The sequence below is a fragment of the Candidatus Pelagibacter sp. uisw_138 genome, assembly GCF_059512485.2.
The window spans coordinates 998,279-1,015,940 of record NZ_CM183453.2; the positions used below are offsets into that span (position 1 = coordinate 998,279).

Annotated in this window: 17 protein-coding genes and 1 other RNA gene; 2 read left to right on the plus strand and 16 right to left on the minus strand. The window is 31.1% G+C overall.

The features are described from left to right. Positions 1-59: 59 nt before the first annotated feature. The 14 genes from rodA to hflK all read right to left on the minus strand — a co-directional run bounded on the left by rodA (position 60) and on the right by hflK (position 15,120). Complete coding sequence (gene rodA / locus AC5YGC_RS05410; protein ID WP_496139213.1) at positions 60-1,181, minus strand: rod shape-determining protein RodA; 1,122 nt, start codon at positions 1,179-1,181, stop codon at positions 60-62. Then, on the minus strand, positions 1,182-3,149 hold the full coding sequence (gene mrdA / locus AC5YGC_RS05415) for a penicillin-binding protein 2 (protein WP_496139214.1): 1,968 nt from the start codon (positions 3,147-3,149) through the stop codon (positions 1,182-1,184). Continuing rightward, positions 3,139-3,660, minus strand: a complete 522-nt coding sequence (gene mreD / locus AC5YGC_RS05420; protein WP_496139215.1) for a rod shape-determining protein MreD — start codon at positions 3,658-3,660, stop codon at positions 3,139-3,141. The genes mrdA and mreD overlap by 11 nt, the downstream gene beginning before the upstream one ends. Then, on the minus strand, positions 3,657-4,508 hold the full coding sequence (gene mreC, locus AC5YGC_RS05425) for a rod shape-determining protein MreC (RefSeq protein WP_496139216.1): 852 nt from the start codon (positions 4,506-4,508) through the stop codon (positions 3,657-3,659). The genes mreD and mreC overlap by 4 nt, the downstream gene beginning before the upstream one ends. 5 nt (positions 4,509-4,513) lie before the next feature. Continuing rightward, positions 4,514-5,551, minus strand: coding sequence for a rod shape-determining protein MreB (locus tag AC5YGC_RS05430; RefSeq protein WP_496139217.1), 1,038 nt, complete (start codon positions 5,549-5,551; stop codon positions 4,514-4,516). A 5-nt stretch (positions 5,552-5,556) separates the two neighbouring features. Next, positions 5,557-7,119 (minus strand): 2-isopropylmalate synthase, encoded by a 1,563-nt coding sequence (locus AC5YGC_RS05435; protein ID WP_496139218.1) that lies wholly within the window; start codon positions 7,117-7,119, stop codon positions 5,557-5,559. A gap of 105 nt (positions 7,120-7,224) precedes the next feature. Beyond that, positions 7,225-8,244 carry a ketol-acid reductoisomerase gene (ilvC, locus tag AC5YGC_RS05440; protein WP_168607261.1) on the minus strand — a complete coding sequence of 340 codons (1,020 nt, stop codon included), beginning with the start codon at positions 8,242-8,244 and terminating at the stop codon, positions 7,225-7,227. A 17-nt stretch (positions 8,245-8,261) separates the two neighbouring features. Continuing rightward, positions 8,262-8,810, minus strand: coding sequence for an acetolactate synthase small subunit (gene ilvN / locus AC5YGC_RS05445; RefSeq protein ID WP_496139219.1), 549 nt, complete (start codon positions 8,808-8,810; stop codon positions 8,262-8,264). A gap of 1 nt (position 8,811) precedes the next feature. Then, positions 8,812-10,578, minus strand: coding sequence for an acetolactate synthase 3 large subunit (locus AC5YGC_RS05450; protein WP_496139220.1), 1,767 nt, complete (start codon positions 10,576-10,578; stop codon positions 8,812-8,814). A gap of 19 nt (positions 10,579-10,597) precedes the next feature. Further along, a complete protein-coding gene (miaA, locus tag AC5YGC_RS05455; RefSeq protein WP_496139221.1) occupies positions 10,598-11,539 on the minus strand; it encodes a tRNA (adenosine(37)-N6)-dimethylallyltransferase MiaA in 942 nt (313 codons plus the stop codon). A 2-nt stretch (positions 11,540-11,541) separates the two neighbouring features. Further along, a complete protein-coding gene (locus AC5YGC_RS05460) occupies positions 11,542-12,957 on the minus strand; it encodes a Do family serine endopeptidase (RefSeq protein WP_496139222.1) in 1,416 nt (471 codons plus the stop codon). 1 nt (position 12,958) lies between these two features. After that, positions 12,959-13,144, minus strand: coding sequence for a DUF2065 domain-containing protein (locus AC5YGC_RS05465; protein WP_415277966.1), 186 nt, complete (start codon positions 13,142-13,144; stop codon positions 12,959-12,961). Positions 13,145-13,153: 9 nt separating this feature from the next. Further along, entirely contained in the window at positions 13,154-14,020 is an 867-nt protein-coding gene (hflC, locus tag AC5YGC_RS05470; RefSeq protein ID WP_496139223.1) for an SPFH domain-containing protein, read from the minus strand. Beyond that, positions 14,020-15,120: an FtsH protease activity modulator HflK gene (hflK, locus tag AC5YGC_RS05475; protein WP_415286042.1), complete on the minus strand. Its 1,101-nt coding sequence runs from the start codon at positions 15,118-15,120 to the stop codon at positions 14,020-14,022. The genes hflC and hflK overlap by 1 nt, the downstream gene beginning before the upstream one ends. 51 nt (positions 15,121-15,171) lie before the next feature. Between hflK and AC5YGC_RS05480 the strand changes: the two genes are divergently transcribed. Then, complete coding sequence (locus AC5YGC_RS05480; protein ID WP_496139224.1) at positions 15,172-15,996, plus strand: P-loop NTPase; 825 nt, start codon at positions 15,172-15,174, stop codon at positions 15,994-15,996. Here AC5YGC_RS05480 and thyX read toward each other — a convergent pair. Further along, on the minus strand, positions 15,977-16,924 hold the full coding sequence (gene thyX / locus AC5YGC_RS05485) for an FAD-dependent thymidylate synthase (RefSeq protein ID WP_496139225.1): 948 nt from the start codon (positions 16,922-16,924) through the stop codon (positions 15,977-15,979). The two genes, AC5YGC_RS05480 and thyX, sit on opposite strands and share 20 nt — an antisense overlap. Positions 16,925-16,945: 21 nt before the next feature. Here thyX and ssrA point away from each other — a divergent pair. After that, positions 16,946-17,246, plus strand: a transfer-messenger RNA (tmRNA) gene (ssrA, locus tag AC5YGC_RS05490). On the opposite strand, the gene AC5YGC_RS05495 is transcribed toward ssrA, so the two are convergent. Continuing rightward, positions 17,245-17,616 carry a pyrophosphohydrolase domain-containing protein gene (locus AC5YGC_RS05495; protein WP_496139226.1) on the minus strand — a complete coding sequence of 124 codons (372 nt, stop codon included), beginning with the start codon at positions 17,614-17,616 and terminating at the stop codon, positions 17,245-17,247. The genes ssrA and AC5YGC_RS05495 overlap by 2 nt on opposite strands. Positions 17,617-17,662: the final 46 nt, after the last annotated feature.

Genomic DNA, 17,662 nt, shown 5'->3' on the forward strand with positions numbered 1-17,662 from the left:
TATAATTCTTAAATTTAAATATTCTCGCGACAAATTCGACAAGTAAAGTGTTAAAATAATTAAGCTATTAGTTGTTTATGGTTAATTTTTGCACTCATAACGATTGCAAATCCAATCATTGTTGCTAGCATTGCAGATCCTCCATATGACATAATTGGTAGTGGTGATCCTACTATAGGCAATAAACCCAAAACCATAGACATATTTACTGATACATAAAAAAATATTGCGGACCCATAACCATAACAAAAAAGTTTAGCAAAATAACTCCTCGAGATTGCACCAATTCTTAATACTCTGTAAATAGTAATTATATAGATTATCAATAAACCTAGAGACCCTAAAAAACCATGTTCTTCAGCAAATAAAGTAAAAATAAAATCTGTATGCTTTTCTGGTAAAAATTCTAAATAACTTTGAGTTCCTTTTAAAAATCCTTTACCAGTTAAGCCTCCTGATCCAACTGCTATTTTAGATTGAATAATCTGATAGCCTGCACCTAAAGGATCCCTATCTGGATTAAGGAATGTTAAAATTCTAAGTTTTTGATAAGGCTGTAAAAAAGCAATAGCAAAAGGTGTTGAAATTAATAAAACTATAAATGAATATATAAAATATTTAATATTAATTCCTGCAAGCCAAATAACTACCAATCCACTTAGTGCAATTAAAATTGAAGTTCCCAAGTCAGGTTGAGTAATCACGAGCATAATAGGTAAAATTAAAATTATAAAAGCAACAAACATAACTTGGAAGGTATTAACTTTATTCAGTTGTATGCGGTGATAATATTTAGCAAGACATACTATTATTGCAATTTTCATTAATTCAGATGGCTGTAAATTAATAAAATATAGATTAATCCATCTTTGTGACCCTGAGGCTTTAACACCATATAAAGAAGCCCAGACTAGAAGAAATAAAACTACGATATAAAATAAGTAAGCAAAATAATGCCAAAATTTAATATTCAAAAATGACAAAAAAATCATCATTGTAAAAAATATTAAAAATTTTGAAATATGACTTTTGCTATGAAATAAAATTTCGCCTCCGTCTGTTGAGTACATAGATAAAGCACTAATCAACCCAAGTAACAAAATACAAATTAGCAAAATATAATCAAAATTTCTTAATTTTTGAAAAAATGTAGGTTGTGTATTAAATGAATTGTATTGCATTTATATTTTTAAATTATTTTGTTTAGTTTGTTTTTCCCTTTGCTCGTGTCTATCTATAATTAATTTAAAAAGTCTTTTTGCAATCGGGGCAGCAGCAGAGCTACCTGATCCTCCATGCTCTATAACGATACTTAATGCATATCTTGGATTCTTATATGGACCAAAAGCTATATATAAAGCGTGATCCCTCTCATTATATGGAATTTCAGAGGTACTTAAATCAAGTTCTCTTGCAGCCTCAGTTATTCTTCTAACTTGCGATGTTCCTGTTTTTCCAGCAAATTGATATTTAGGATTATCAATTCTTGACTTATAAGAAGTTCCTCTAATTTCATTTGTAGATGCAAACATTGCTTCACGAACTAAGTTTATATTTTTGGAACTTTTAAATAAAGTTTCATGTTCTTTTTTATCTAAAAACTCTAAAAGTTCTTCTGTTGTATCTTTCAATCCACTCCCTTTTTTATTTAATTGTTCTCTATTTTCATTCATTATAATTCTAATTTCCTCTGCAGTTTTGCTGTCCTCTTCTACTATTATTTTTGAATAAATCTTAAATCCTCCATTTGCCAGCTGAGCTGTCATGAGGCATAATTGTAGTGGTGTTGTTTGAGTATAGCCTTGTCCAATACCTGTAATTAATGTTTCGCCTATAACCCAACCTTTTCCTAAATTATTTTTTTTCCATTTAGTATCAGGAATTAATCCTTTTTTCTCAATATCAAATGTTTCATTTAAAACTTTTTCACCAAGGCCAAATTTTGTAGATGTTTCTTTTAATCGGTCTACACCAAGCTTTCTTGCTATCTCATAAAAATATGTGTCACAAGACTGCTTCATCGCACTTTTTAAATCTACAATACCATGTCCTCTTTTTTTCCAGCAATGATAAGTTTGTCCATACATTTCAATTTTTCCCGTGCAGTTAACTTTAAAATTTTCATCAATAATTCCATTTTCTAGTGCCGATAAAGCTACTATTGGTTTAAATGTTGAGCCTGGTGAGTATAGGCCTGATAAAGTTTTATTAACCAATGGCTTTAATGGATGGTTTCTAATTAACTGCCAATCATCTTGATTAATTCCAAAAAGAAATAAGTTAGGGTCAAACGATGGTGATGATTGCATGGCAATTATTTCACCCGTATAAATATCCATTACACTTATTGAGCCAGCCACATCTTTTAAAAGCTCATTGCAAAACTTTTGAATTTCCGTATCTATTGTGAGCTTTATTGTCTTACCATTTAATCCATTTGTATGATCGACTTGTCTAATTCTTTTACCATAAGCATTAACCTCATATCTTTGCACTCCATTAGTTCCGATTAATTCATTTTCAAAAGTTTTTTCTAAACCAGTTTTTCCAACTTTAAGACCTGGTACATGTGTATCTTTTATAATTTTGTTATTTAAAATATCTTTTTCACTGGCTTCACTAACATAACCCAAAACATGAGTATAATTTTCATTGAACGGATAGTTGCGTGATATAGACAGAACTGGTTTGGCTCCTACTAAATCGTGTAAGTAATAATTGACTTTTGTAAACTGCTCCCAAGTTAAATTTTTAGAAATAATTATAGTTTCCCAAGGTTTTTGGTTATTTTTCTGTATTATTATTTTCTTAAAATCACTATTACTGATTGATAAGATATCTTTTAATCTCACCATTAGATATTTAAAATCTTCTACTTCCTCGGGGATTACATGTAACTGGTATACTTTTAAATTACCGGCAATAACATTTTCAAAATAATCTAAAAACTTACCTCTAATTGGAGGTAATCTCCACTCACGTAATCTGTTTTTATCAGATAGAGTTAAGTATTTCTTGTTCTCTGTAATTTGTAATGAAAATAATCGAGCAATTATTCCAGTAAATACAATCAACTTAGCAGCACCAATAATAAATATTCTTCTATTAATGGTTTGAACTTTTTTTACACCAAAATTTTCACCTAGCATTATTACTTCTCACGAAATAGTTTTCAAAAAAATCAAATAAATTTGAAAATAAAAAATAAAATAAAAAAGTGAATGTAATATTTATTATTTGGTCAAAATAATTTAACTGATAATTAAAAATGAACTTTAAAAATAAAAATAATAATGAATTTATAATTAAAATTGTTAAAAGAAAAAATATACAATCTTTTAATAAACTCGGTCTTAAAGTGATATTTCTAAGATAGGATGCTGCTACACAAAGTATTAGATACATTAAACTGCTTAGTCCAATTGGAGTTCCTATCACAACATCATTAAATAAGCCTGCTATAAAAATATAAGTGTATCCCAACCTTTCACTTTTTTTTAAACAGTAGTAAAAAACTAAAATGTATGAAAAATTAAATGAAAAATATTTCAAACTTAAATGATTAAAATCATAATCATTTAAAACAGATGCAAAAAGTAGAATTATGGGTGTTTTTGATAGTATTATTTTAATAAAATTTTTATTTTTTAACCCTATCATTCAGTCTCACTTTTTTTAAATGAAATAACTTTTACAAATTTTAATTGAGAAAAATTGGAAAAAAAATCTACTTTTTTTTCATCACTCAAGCTATTCATATTCATTTTTCCTATAGGTATTCCGGCCTTAAATAAACTGCCTACTCCAGAAGTGTAAATAACAGACTCATTTTTAATGTCCTCAAAATTTTTACTATATTTAATAATTCCATAATCTTTACCTGTGCCTGAAAGTATAGAGAATACTTCGTTTGGTTCTACTATAACTGGAACTTTACTGTTCAAGTCTGAAAGTAATAATATCCTTGATGACAAATAATTAACTTCAACAACTTTTCCAACAAGATATGCTCTATCCATTACAACCATTCCAAGGTTAATTTTATGCTTACTACCTTTGTTAATGATGATTGATCTTAAATATGGACTGCCTTTATCACTTAAAACTTTAGCAATTATAATGTCTGATTTAACCAGATAATCATCAACTATATTTTTTAATCTTTGGTTTTCTAAAATTATAAATTCATTTAATAAATCTTTAGCTTTTAAAATTTCTAGTTCAGATTTAATTTTTTCATTTTCTTTATAAAGTTTGTTGTGATTTTGAATTGTAAGATAACTATCTTTTAATAAATTCTCTGGTATAGAAACTATAAAAGAAGATCTATAAACTATCTCTGTAATACCTATTTTTATATAGTTTATAATTTTAAAGTTAAAACTACCTAAAATTAATAAAATTATAGAAAAAAATATTAAACTTAATAATGAGAACCTTTGCTGTGTTCCTTTTTTTAAAAAAGCAGACCTTAATGCAATTACAAAATCATCTCTGCTTTTTTCCATTATTTCTAATACTCAGATAGCATAGTAGAGAATGTTTCTTCTTGATCTAGAGCTTTTCCAGTCCCAATTGCAACGCATGCTAATGGATCGTCTGCTATAAAAACTGGCAATCCAGTTTCTTTAGAAAACCTTTTATCAATATTTTTTAATAAAGCTCCACCACCTGTTAATGTTAGACCCATATCTACTAAATCAGCTGATAATTCAGGAGGAGTGTTTTCAAGTGCATCTTTTATCCCATTCACCATTTCTTTTAAAATATCATTTAAAGCTTCAGCTGTATCTTCTTCAGTAATATTTACTTCTTTAGGTGTTCCTGATCTTAAATCTCTACCTTTAACCGCATAGGTATTGCTGTTCGATGGTATAGCTGTACCAATTTCTTTTTTTATTTTTTCAGCAGTGCTGTCTCCAATCATTAAGTTATATTCTTTTCTCATATAATTAACTAAAGCTGTATCCATTGCATCTCCAGCAACTCTTAATGATTTAGAATAAACAAGACCTCCTAGTGACATAACAGCTATCTCCGTAGTACCCCCACCAATATCAACAACCATTGATCCTGTTGCTTCTGAGATTGGAAGACCTGCACCAATTGCTGCAGCGATAGGTTCTTCAATTAATTGAACTCTTCTAGCTCCTGCAGCTAAGGCACTATCTTGAATGGCTTTTCTCTCAACAGGTGTTGATCCTGTTGGAACACAGATTAAAATTCTTGGGTTTGCAAAAGTTTTATTTTTATGAACTTTTTTTATAAAATGTTTAATCATTTCTTCAGTAACTATAAAGTCTGCAATCACTCCATCTCTTAAAGGTCTAATAGCGCTAATGTTACCAGGCGTTCTTCCAAGCATAGTTTTTGCTTCATCACCTACAGCTAAAACAGTTTTTTTCCCCATGTTCTCAGCTATAGCAACAACAGATGGTTCATTTAAAACTACTCCTTGTCCTTTTAAAACAACAAGTGTGTTAGCGGTTCCAAGGTCAATCGCCATATCTTGACTCCAAATACTACTTAAATTTTTAAACCAATTAGCCATCTTAATTATATACCTTTCACTTTTTGAGTTTCATGCTCCAGTGGAGCAGTTTTTTTTCTTTTAATAATCATCTTATTTAAAGCACTTAAATAAGCATTAGCTGACGCTACTAATGTGTCAGTATCAGCAGCTTGTCCAACTGTAGTTTTTCCTTCTTCTTCAATTCTAACACTCACTGTAGCTTGTGCATCAGTTCCTTCCGTAACAGCATGAACTTGATATAATTGTAGTTTCACATCGTGTGGATATAAAACTTTTATACATTTAAAAATAGCATCCACAGGTCCATCTCCAGTTTCTGAGGTTGATTTAACTTCACCGTAAACATCAAGAGTCATTTCTGCTTTTTGAGGCTCACCTGTTCCTGCAAAAACTTTTAATGACTTTAAATTGATTACATACTTATCTAAGATCATACTATCATCAACTAAAGCTGCAATATCATCATCATAAACATGTTTTTTCTTGTCAGCTAGAATTTTAAATTTCCCAAATGCTGTTTGAATTACATCATCTGTTACATCTGCATAACCAAGATCATTCAATTTTTCTTTAAAAGCATGACGTCCCGAATGTTTACCCATTACTAATGAGGTTTTTTTAACTCCAACACTTTCTGGTGTCATAATTTCATAAGTTTCTCTATTTTTAAGCATTCCATCTTGATGAATTCCCGCTTCATGAGCAAAAGCATTTTTTCCAACAATTGCCTTATTAAATTGAACTGGGAACGTTGCATTAGAAACAATTTTTGAAGCTTTGCTTAATAATTCAGTTTTAATTCCAGTTGTATAAGGCATTAAATCGTTTCTTGTTCTTATTGCCATAACAATTTCTTCAAGTGCAGCATTTCCTGCTCTTTCACCTATTCCATTAATTGTACATTCAACTTGTCTTGCTCCAGCTGAAACACCAGCTAAAGAATTTGCTACAGCTAGTCCTAAGTCATTATGACAATGAACAGATAAAATAGCTTTTTCAATGTTTGGAACTTTATTTTTTAATGTTGTTATAATTTTAGTAAATTCTGAAGGGATAGTATAACCAACAGTATCTGGAATATTTATTGTTGTAGCACCACTGCTAATTGCTGTTTCAACTATTTTACACATAAAATCCATGTCAGTTCGTGTTCCATCTTCACATGACCATTCAACATCATCTGTAAGATTTCTTGCGTAAGTTACACTTTCTTTTATTGCATCCACAATTTGCTCAGGAGATTTATTCAACTTAAATTTCATATGAAGTGGGCTTGTTGAAATGAAAGTGTGGATTCTAAATCTTGGAGCAGATTTTAATGCTTCATGGCATGCATCTATATCCTTTTTGCTGGCTCTAGATAATCCACATGGAATTGAATTTTTTAAGATTTTACTAATTGCTGTTACGGCCTCAAAATCACCTGGAGAGGCTATTGGAAAACCAGCTTCAATTACATCTATGCCTAATTCATCAAAAATTCTTGCTATTTGAATTTTTTCTTCAAGACTCATCGATGCACCAGGTGATTGCTCACCATCTCGCATCGTAGTATCAAATATAATAACTTTATCTTTGTCGCTCATAGCCAATAATTTTAGAAAAACTATAATACAATCTATAATAGAGATTGCAAAATAATTGTTATATTTTGGCTATAATTTATGATCGAATTAGGTTTTTAGTAAAAATTAACTCTTATCACTATCTATTAATTTTTTCTTACCAATCCAAGGCATCATTGCTCTAAGTTCTGCACCAACTTTTTCAATTGGATGATCCGCAAGATCTTTTCTCATTTTTAAAAAGTTCTTTTGACCACCTTCACATTCTTTCATCCAGTCTTTAGTAAATTTACCAGATTGAATATCAGCTAGAACCTCTTTCATTCTTTTTTTACTTTCACTATCTACAACTTTTTTACCCGAAACATATTCACCATATTCTGCTGTATTAGATATTGAGTAATTCATATTAGCAATTCCACCTTCATAAATTAAATCTACTATCAGCTTTACTTCATGTAAACATTCAAAGTATGCCATCTCTGGTTCGTAACCAGCTTCAGTTAAAGTTTCAAAACCATTCTTAATTAATTCAACTAATCCACCACATAAAACTGATTGTTCACCAAATAAATCAGTTTCACATTCATCTTTAAATGTTGTTTCAATAATTCCTGATTTTCCACCACCAATTGCTGAGGCATATGATAATGCAAGGTCTCTCGCTTTACCTGTTCCATCTTGATGAACAGCAAACAAACACGGTACACCACCACCTCTTTCAAACTCACTTCTAACTAAGTGACCAGGTCCTTTTGGTGCAACCATAAATACATCTAAATCTTTTCTTGCTTCGATTAATTTGTAGTGAATATTTAATCCGTGAGCAAATGCTATACTTGTTCCCGGTTTAATTCTTTGATCAATATGATTTTTATAAATTGCTGCTTGTAATTCATCTGGTGTAAGTATCATTGCAACTTCTGCCCACTCTGCAGCATCAGATAAACCCATTACTTTTAAACCTTTTGATTCTGCTTTAGCTTTACTTGCAGATCCATCTCTAAGCGCTACAACAACTTCTTTAGCTCCACTATCTTTTAAATTTAATGCGTGTGCATGCCCTTGGCTTCCATATCCAAAAATAGCAATTTTTTTACTTTTTATTAAATCTACATCTGCATCTTTTTCATAAAACATTTTCATTTTTTTCTCCTTTATAATTAATTAAAAATCTCTGCACCTCTTGTCATTGCTACCGCTCCAGTTCTTGAGGCACTAACAAGACCAAATGGTTTTAAATTTTTTGTCACAGTATCTATCTCTCTTCTTAATGCTGTTATTTGAATTACAGCAGATTTATTTGTTTGATCTAATATAACTGGATTGTATTTTTTACAAGCATTTAAAGCTTTCTTAATTTTACTAGTATTTGCAACAATTTTTAATAGTGCCATCTCTTTAAATATGACGTTTTTATCTTCTCTTTTAAAATTTCCAACTTTATGGACTGGAACTAGCTTTTTTAATTGTAATACAATTTGCTCAATAACTTGAGGAGTTCCAGTGGTTACAATTGTAATTCTTGAAAGGTTTTTTTTTTGATCCACTTCAGCAACTGCTAACGACTCAATATTGTAACCTCTTCCAGAAAATAAACCCACCACTCTTGATAATACGCTTGCTTCGTTATCAACCCAAACAACAATTATATGCGTATCAATTTTACCTAATTTGCTAGGTGTGCTATATGCTGATTTAGATTTTGCCATTTTAAACTAAAGATTTTCCTTTACCTGTAATCTTATTTTCCTCCTGATCCTTGGGTCCTAACAGCATTTGATTGTGTGGTTTCCCTGAAGGTATCATTGGATAGCAGTTCTCAGCTTGATCTACATGACAATCAAAAATTACTGGTCTGTCTATATTAATCATTTCTTTAATTTTTTCATCTAATTCATCTGGATTTTCTGCTCTAATACCAACACAACCATAAGCCTCAGCTAATTTTACAAAATCTGGTAATGCCTCCGAGTAACTTTCGGAGTAATTCTTTTCATGAAGCAGTTCCTGCCATTGCCTAACCATTCCCATATATTGATTATTTAAAATAAATATTTTTACTGGCAAATTATATTGAACTGCAGTTGAAATCTCCTGCATAGTCATTAAAATTGATGCTTCTCCAGCAATATCTACAACTAATTTTTTAGGATGTGCAACTTGTACCCCTATTGCCGCTGGTAACCCGTAACCCATAGTTCCAAGTCCTCCAGATGTCATCCATCTATTAGGCTTATTAAATTTATAATGTTGTGCTGCCCACATCTGATGCTGCCCAACCTCAGTGGTAATATATGTGTCTTGATTTTTAGTTAATTCATAGAGTCTTTGAACTGCATGCTGAGGCTTAATAATATTATCACTATTTATAAAATTTAGAGATTGTTTTGTTCTCCATTTTTGAATTTGTTGCCACCATTTTGATATTTTTTGTTTATTTGATTTTTCTAAATTTAAGTTTTTCTTTTTTAAAGTTTTAGTAGTTGATTTTATTACATCACTAACATCACCAACAATAGAAAGGTCAACTTTTATAATTTTATTTATCGATGATGGGTCAATATCAATATGAACTTTTTTAGATTTTGGAGAAAACTCATTTATCTTTCCTGTGATACGATCATCAAATCTTGCCCCTATATTAATTAATAAATCACAATCATGCATTGCATTATTAGCTTCATAAGTTCCATGCATACCAAGCATTCCTAAAAATTGATTATCATCTCCAGGGTAAGCACCTAATCCTTGCAAAGTTGATGTAATAGGAAATCCAGTTAAGGCTACTAATTCTCTTAAAAGTTCACTTGCCTTTGGACCTGAGTTAATTACTCCACCTCCAGTATAAAAAACTGGTTTTAAGGCTTTTTTCATTAAGTCTACTAATTGGTCAATTTCTTTTTGATTAAACCTATTTAAATTTTTAGTAACAGCTTTTTTTTCTTTATTTGGTTTTGAATATTTTGCTTTTGCGAACTGGATATCTTTTGGAATATCAACTAGTACTGGTCCTGGTCTTCCAGTTGTTGCAACTTCAAATGCCTCATGCATTATTCTTGGAAGATCATTAATATTTTTAACCAACCAATTGTGTTTCGTGCAAGGTCTAGTAATTCCTGTAGTATCACATTCCTGAAAAGCATCTGTTCCAATTAAATGTGTTGGTACTTGGCCTGAAATACAAACCAGAGGAACTGAGTCCATATAAGCATCCGTTAATGCTGTAACAACATTTGTTGCACCTGGTCCTGAAGTAACTAATACAACACCTGGTTTGCCAGTTGATCTTGCATAACCTTCTGCAGCATGGCCTGCACCTTGTTCGTGTCTAACTAAAATATGCTTTATAGTTGGGTGATTTTTTAATTCATCATAAATTGGAAGCACTGCTCCACCAGGATATCCAAAAATATGCTCAACATTTTGGTCTTCAAGACATTTAAATACTATCTCTGCTCCTGAATATAATTTTGGCATTCAGGCAATCTATCGGACTTTATGTTAATTGGTCAAGTTTAAGAGAAGATTTTTTCAATTTTTCTATATAGCTATCTATTTTGCTTGGATCAATTTTAATCCATGACATCATCCTAGTTCTTGCCCAAGTAGCTTGTCTTTTAGCGTATTGTCTTGTTTTAATTAATATTAATTCTTTTGCTTCTTCTAAAGTGCTTTCACTATTTAGATACTGTGTCAATTCGGCAATCCCAATTACCTTATTTACACTCTGATCTTTTTTAATTTTTAGTTTAATAAATTTTTTAACTTCATTAATGGCTTTACTATTTATCATATTAGAAGTCCTTAAGTTAATTCTTTCAATGAGTTTTTCTCTTTTTGTTTCAATATGAAGTTTTAAAAAATCACTGTCTTTAAATTCAGATTCAGTTTTAGTTAACCAATCATACATGGAAATACCAGTATAAGATTTAATCTCATAAGCTCTTATGGATCTTTGAGTATCATTTGGATCAAATTTATCTTTAATTTTAGGATCAAGTTTTAAAATTTTTTTATAAAATTTTTTTTGACCTTCTTTTTTAGACATTAGCCTAACTTTGTTTCTTAACTTAAGAGGGATCTCTGGAATTTTAACAAGACCATTAATCAATGATTGAAAATATAAACCAGTACCACCAACTAAAATCGGAATTTTTTTATTTTTTTGAATGTTTTTAATTTTTTTAATTGCGAGTTCCAACCATTGACCTGTTGAAAATTTTTTATTTAGATCAACAATTCCATAAAGATGATGTTTAATATTTTTTTGTTCTATTTTATTTGGTCTTGCAGTTAAAATTTTTAACTTTTTATAAACCTGCATGCTGTCAGCATTAATTATTTCTCCTTCAATTTTTTTTGCGATCTTTACAGCAAAATTTGATTTGCCTGAAGCTGTTGGACCTGAAATTAGGATAATTTTGGACTGTTTGTCCATTACTAATCTAGCTTAACGCCAATATACCTTCTTTGGTTTTGATTGTTATAAATTACAATCAAAATTGTTTTTTGATTAGATTTTAAAACAGTACCTACAATATCTTCAAGATCTTTAGTGGATTTAATTTTTTTCTTTTGTGCTTCAATAATTATATCTCCAACATTTAAGTAATTTACTGGACTGTTTTTTCCAATATTGGTTATAACTAAACCTGTTGTTTGATTGGGTAGTTTTCTTTCCTTAATATCTTTATCATTTAGTGGTCTTACAATAATTTTTAATAATTTAATTTCTGAAATTTCTGGAGTTTCTGTTTTTGTATCTTTTGGTTCTTCTTTTTTAAAGTCACTTGAAGTTTCTAATCTTCCTAATTTAATTTTTTTAGTAATCTCTTTTTTATTTCTCCAAACTTTAACTTCGATTGTTTTACCTACTTCTGTTTGTGCAACAATTATTGGTAGTTCTTTCATTTCATTAATCTTTGTTCCATTAAATTCTAAAATGATATCTCCTGCTTTAATCCCTGCTTTGTCAGATGGGCTTTTTTCTGCAACACTAGCAACTAACGCTCCTCTAGGCTCATCTAATTTTTCAACTTCAGCTATTTCTTCAGAAACTACTTGAATTCTAACTCCTAACCAACCTCTCTTAGTTTCACCAAATTCTATTAACTGACTAACAACTTTTTTTGCACTATTAGATGGTATTGAAAAGCCTATACCTATCGACCCACCTTTACCTAAAATTGCTGTATTAATTCCAATTACATCACCATTCATATCAAATAATGGTCCACCCGAATTCCCTGAATTTATTGAGGCATCCGTTTGAATATAGTCTTCATATCGAGACAGGCCAATTGATCTATTTCTAGCTGAAATAATTCCTGCTGTTACTGTTCCTCCCAAGCCAAAAGGATTACCAATTGCAATAACCCAATCACCAATTCTTGCTTTATCAGAATCTCCAAAACTAACTGGTATAAACTTTTCTTTAGAATCTATTTGAAGGACTGCAATATCAGATAATGGGTCTTGCCCAATTATTGTAGCCTTATACTCTTTATCTCCACCAACTCTCACTACGATATCCTCAGCATCTTGAATAACATGGTTATTAGTTATTACGATTCCTTTTTCATCAATTATAAATCCTGAGCCTAATGCAGCAGACTTCCTTGTTTGAGGTGTTCCAAATTCTTTAAACATATCCTCAAAGGGTGATCCTGGAGGAAACTCAAAACCAGGAAATGGATTTGAATTAGTAACAACTGTTGTTGTTGTTGAAATATTTACAACAGATGGCATTAATCTTTCTGCCAAATCAGCAAATGATGCTGGTGCATCTTTAGCATTTACTTGCATTACAAAAGTTAATGTAAAAAATACTATTAGTAATTTTTTAATTTTATTCATTTTAATTTTTAATATACCAAATAATAATAAATCCTATGACTGCAAATATCAATCCACCTGTTCTTAATTGACTATTAGTCACATCATTTAATTTTAGTAATATACTTTTCATTTTGGATGGAAATAAGGCATATAAAATTCCCTCTAAGAAGAGGAAAAGACCAAAAGCTATAATTAGCTCTTTCATTGTTTTGGATTAATTTTTAGGTTTTATGTTACCGAAAAATTTAAAGAATTCACTATCAGGAGATAAAATTACCGAAGTTTCTCCACCTATTAAAGCAGTCTCATAAGCTTGCATTGCTCTATAGAAAGCAAAAAATTCTGGGTCTCTACCGAATGCATCTGCAAAAATTTTATTTCTCTCACCATCTCCTTGACCTTTCATGATCTCAGAATCTTTGTTTGCGTTGGCTAGTAATACAGAAACATCTTTATCAGCAGTTGATGTAATGGTTACCGCCATTTCTGCGCCTCTTGCTCTAAATTCTTTGGCTTCTCTTTCTCTTTCAGTTTGCATTCTTCTATAGATTGCTTCACTATTTGCTTGAGGTAAATCAGCTCTTTTAATTCTAACATCTACAATTTTAATTCCAAATTTTTTAGCTTCTGCGTTTACACCTTCTTGAATTAAAGACATTTGCTTAGATCTATCTTTTGATAGTAATGTTTGTAATTCTTGTTGTCCTAAAACATTTCTAATTCTTGAGTTAATAATTGTTGCCAATCTTGATCTTGCAACTCTTTCATTTCCAACTGAAATATAGAATTTTAAAGGATCTACAATTTGAAATCTTGCAAAAGCATCAACAATTAATCTTTTTTGATCAGATGCAATGACTTCTGCTGGTGGTGTATCAAGATTTAAAATTCTGCTATCTAAAAAGACAACATTTTGAATAAAAGGTATTTTAAAGTTTAAACCTGGTTTTAGTATGATTTTTTTAGGATCACCAAACTGGAGTACAATTGCTTGATTAACCTCTTTAACAATAAATATAGAAAAGAACGCTAATGCTCCTATTAAAATAACTATTGGTAATAAAATTTTTTGTGCTTTCATTAATTTTTTGCTTTCTTCTTACCTAGTTCTGGTAATGGCAAATATGGCACCACACCTGAGCCTGCATTTTTTTCAATTATTACTTTATCAATATCTGCTAAAACTTTTTCCATAGTCTCTAAGTACATTCTTTCTTGAGTTACTTCTTTAGCTTTCGCATACTCATTATAAATAGATATAAATCTGCTAGCTTCACCTTCTGCTTGAGCAACAACCTTTTGTTTATAAGCTTCTGCTGCTTGCATAATTTTTGCAGCTTCCCCTCTTGCTCTCGGAATAACATCGTTAGCATAAGCTTCAGCTTCATTTTTAGATCTTTCCATATCTGCTCTTGCTGCTTGAACATCTCTAAACGCATCAATTACTTGATCAGGTGGATCCGCTTTTTGTGTTTGAACTTGTGTAATTTGAATACCACTATTGTATTCATCTAGAATTGATTGAATAATTTCCTGAGTTTCAATTTCAATTTGAGCTCTTCCCTCAGTTAAAACTGGTTGAATTTTACTTTTTGCAATTACTTCTCTCATTGCTGTCTCTGCTGCAGCTTTTACTGTTCCTTCTGGATCTTGTATTTCAAATAAAAATTTACCCGCATCTTTAATTACCCAGAAAACTGAAAAATCTATATTAACTATGTTTTCATCACCTGTTAACATTAAACTTTCTTGAGGAACATCAGCAACTCCTCCACCTTGTGAAAAACCACTATCTCTTTCAGATCTAAATCCAATATCAATTCTATTTACTTTTGTAACTTTTGGTGTCTCAACTGTCTCTACTGGAAGTGGAATATGATAATGCAATCCTGGTTGAGTAGTTTTTACAAACTTACCAAATCTAAGCACAACACCTTGTTCATCGGGTCCCACTCTATAAAGTCCGCTTGCTAACCATACAAACGCTATGATAATTAAAATTAAACCAATTGGTTTACCTCCTGATGAACTTCCACCAGGTAAAAATCCTTTTATTTTACTTTGAATATCTCTAATTAATGCATCGATGTCTGGTGGTGTAGGTCCTTTTCCAGAACCGTTTCCTCCTCCTGGAGGTGTTCCCCATGGGCTTCCTCCTCTACCTTGAAAATCATCTGACATATGACAAAGTATATAATGTCTTTCTAATAAAAAACAAGTAATGATGAGATTATGACTGATAAAAAGCCAGAACTAAGTGACGCAATGAAGAAAAAATTAGAGCCTAGAAAGTTCACTAAAAATCCTATTTTGGGAACAAAATTTACAATAGCTGTATCAAGTGCGAAAGGTGGTGTTGGAAAATCAACTTTTGCAACTAACCTTGCTTTAGCTTTAAAACAAATTGGCTGCAAAGTTGGATTACTTGATGCAGATATTTATGGTCCTTCAATTCCAAAAATGTTTGATATTAATGAAAAACCAAAAAGTGATGGCCAAACATTAACTCCAATTACAAAATATGATATTCAATGCATGTCCATTGGTTTTCTTGCTGACCAACAAACACCAATGATTTGGCGTGGACCTATGGTCACTAGTGCAATTAAAACTTTTACACAAAAAGTTGGGTGGAAAGATTTAGATTTCATTATTGTTGATATGCCTCCAGGGACTGGAGATACTCAATTAACTTTTTCTCAAGAAATTAAAATGGATGGGGCAATCATTGTTTCAACTCCTCAAGAAGTAGCCCTTCTTGATGTTAAAAGGGGTATTAAAATGTTTGATAAACTTGGAGTTAAAATTTTAGGTTTAGTTGATAACATGAGTTATTTCACAGGTGATGATGGGAAAAAATATAAAATTTTTGGCGAAGGTGGAGTTAAGCGAACTGCTGAAGAATTTGAAAAAGAGTTTTTAGGAGAAATTCCATTAAACCCTGAGGTTGGAAAATGTGGAGATGAAGGAAAGCCAATTGTAGAAGCTAATCCTGAGCACGAAATTTCTAAAATATATTTAGACTTTGCTAGAAAAATTAAATCAACTTATCTTTAAGATCAAAAGAAACCATTAGTTCATTCCATTCTCTTTTTGATAAGCCTGAACTATCTGGATTAACATCTTCGCCTTTAATAAGTTTTTGAATTATAATTTTTCCTTTAGCTGAAACTTCTGTGCCACCAACTCTATAATCCATAAACGCATCATAAGTTATAGGCACCCATTTCTTAACAGTGTCTAACATGATGTCGGCATAAACTCTTATTTCATATTGAGCGTGGCTATCCGCTCTTAATCTTAAAAAATTCATTAAGTTTAATAAATCAGTTTTCCAATACCACTGCGTATAAGTGTTTAAAGTTAAATTCATTCTTGCAAGTTCTCTCGCTAATCCTTTTTTATTTTCATCAATAGTTGATCCATCAAATCTCTCATTCAACATCATCTCATAATTATCATAAGTTTGTTCAGCATCATTTTTTAAAAGTTCTAAAACTTCTTTTGCCTGTTCACCTTCAATAACATCACCTCTACCTTGTCTGTTGCTTGAAGATTGTGCCGCTAAATTTTCTGCTGATGGTAAATAAAATTCTTTATCTAAAATTGAATACCTCGCTGAGTACTCATTAACATTTGCAGTTCTATGTCTAATCCATTGACGTGCAATAAAAATTGGAAGCTTTACGTGATATTTAATTTCACACATTTCAAATGGAGTGCTATGCCAATGTCTCATTAAATATTTAATTAGGCCTGCATCTGTTGAAACTTTTTTAGTACCTTTTCCATAGGAAACCCTAGCTGATTGAACAATTGAAGTATCATCACCCATATAATCAACAACTCTTACAAAGCCATGGTCCAAAGCAGGCATTGCCTCATAGAGGATATTTTCAAGTGCCGGTGCTGTAACTCTTTTCGTTTGATTTTGTTGAGACTGTTGATCTTTAATTTCTTGTGCTTGTTCTGTAGTTAATTTCATTGTTTTTATTGAATTTCTTTTTTTATTGAATCTCTTTCAAATGCTTTTATATTAATAGTGTTGGCTTGCCAACTACGACGATAAACGAATTTCGTAATAACCATTACGGACGTGGGGGCAGTACCCACCACCTCCACCATTACAACTTATGGGGGTGAAACAGGATCGACGGGTGACTAAAGGCTATTCTTTCGTTCGGGATTGTTCCACCGTAACGGGCTAAACTTTAAATGCTAACGAAAGTTACGCTATTGCTGCATAATTAACTTAGGTTAATTATAGAAGCACGGTCTGGGGCACCGGGTAACAGAACGCCCCTACTAATTTACAAATTTAGTTAAATCAGGTTTAAAATATTTAGGGCCCTTCATAACTTTTCCAGATTCGTTATAGATAGGCTTACCATCCTCACCTAATTTACTCATATTTGAACTTTGCACTTCTTCAAAACACTTATCGAGATCAATGCCAAACGCATGTCCAGCCCCATAAGTTACATATAATATATCTGTTAAAGCATCTGCAACTTCCAACAGATCTTTATTTTCCATTGCTTCTTTAAGCTCTTCTAGTTCTTCTTTTATTAAATCATATCTAAGACTATTGATCTTATCAGCACTAAAAGATGGCTTAGTTTTGACTTCTTGACCAAAGATTTCCATGAAAGTTTTTACTTTGTTAAAATTTGTCATTTAGCTCCTGTAAGTTTTCTAAAAATTAATATATAAGTATATTAAA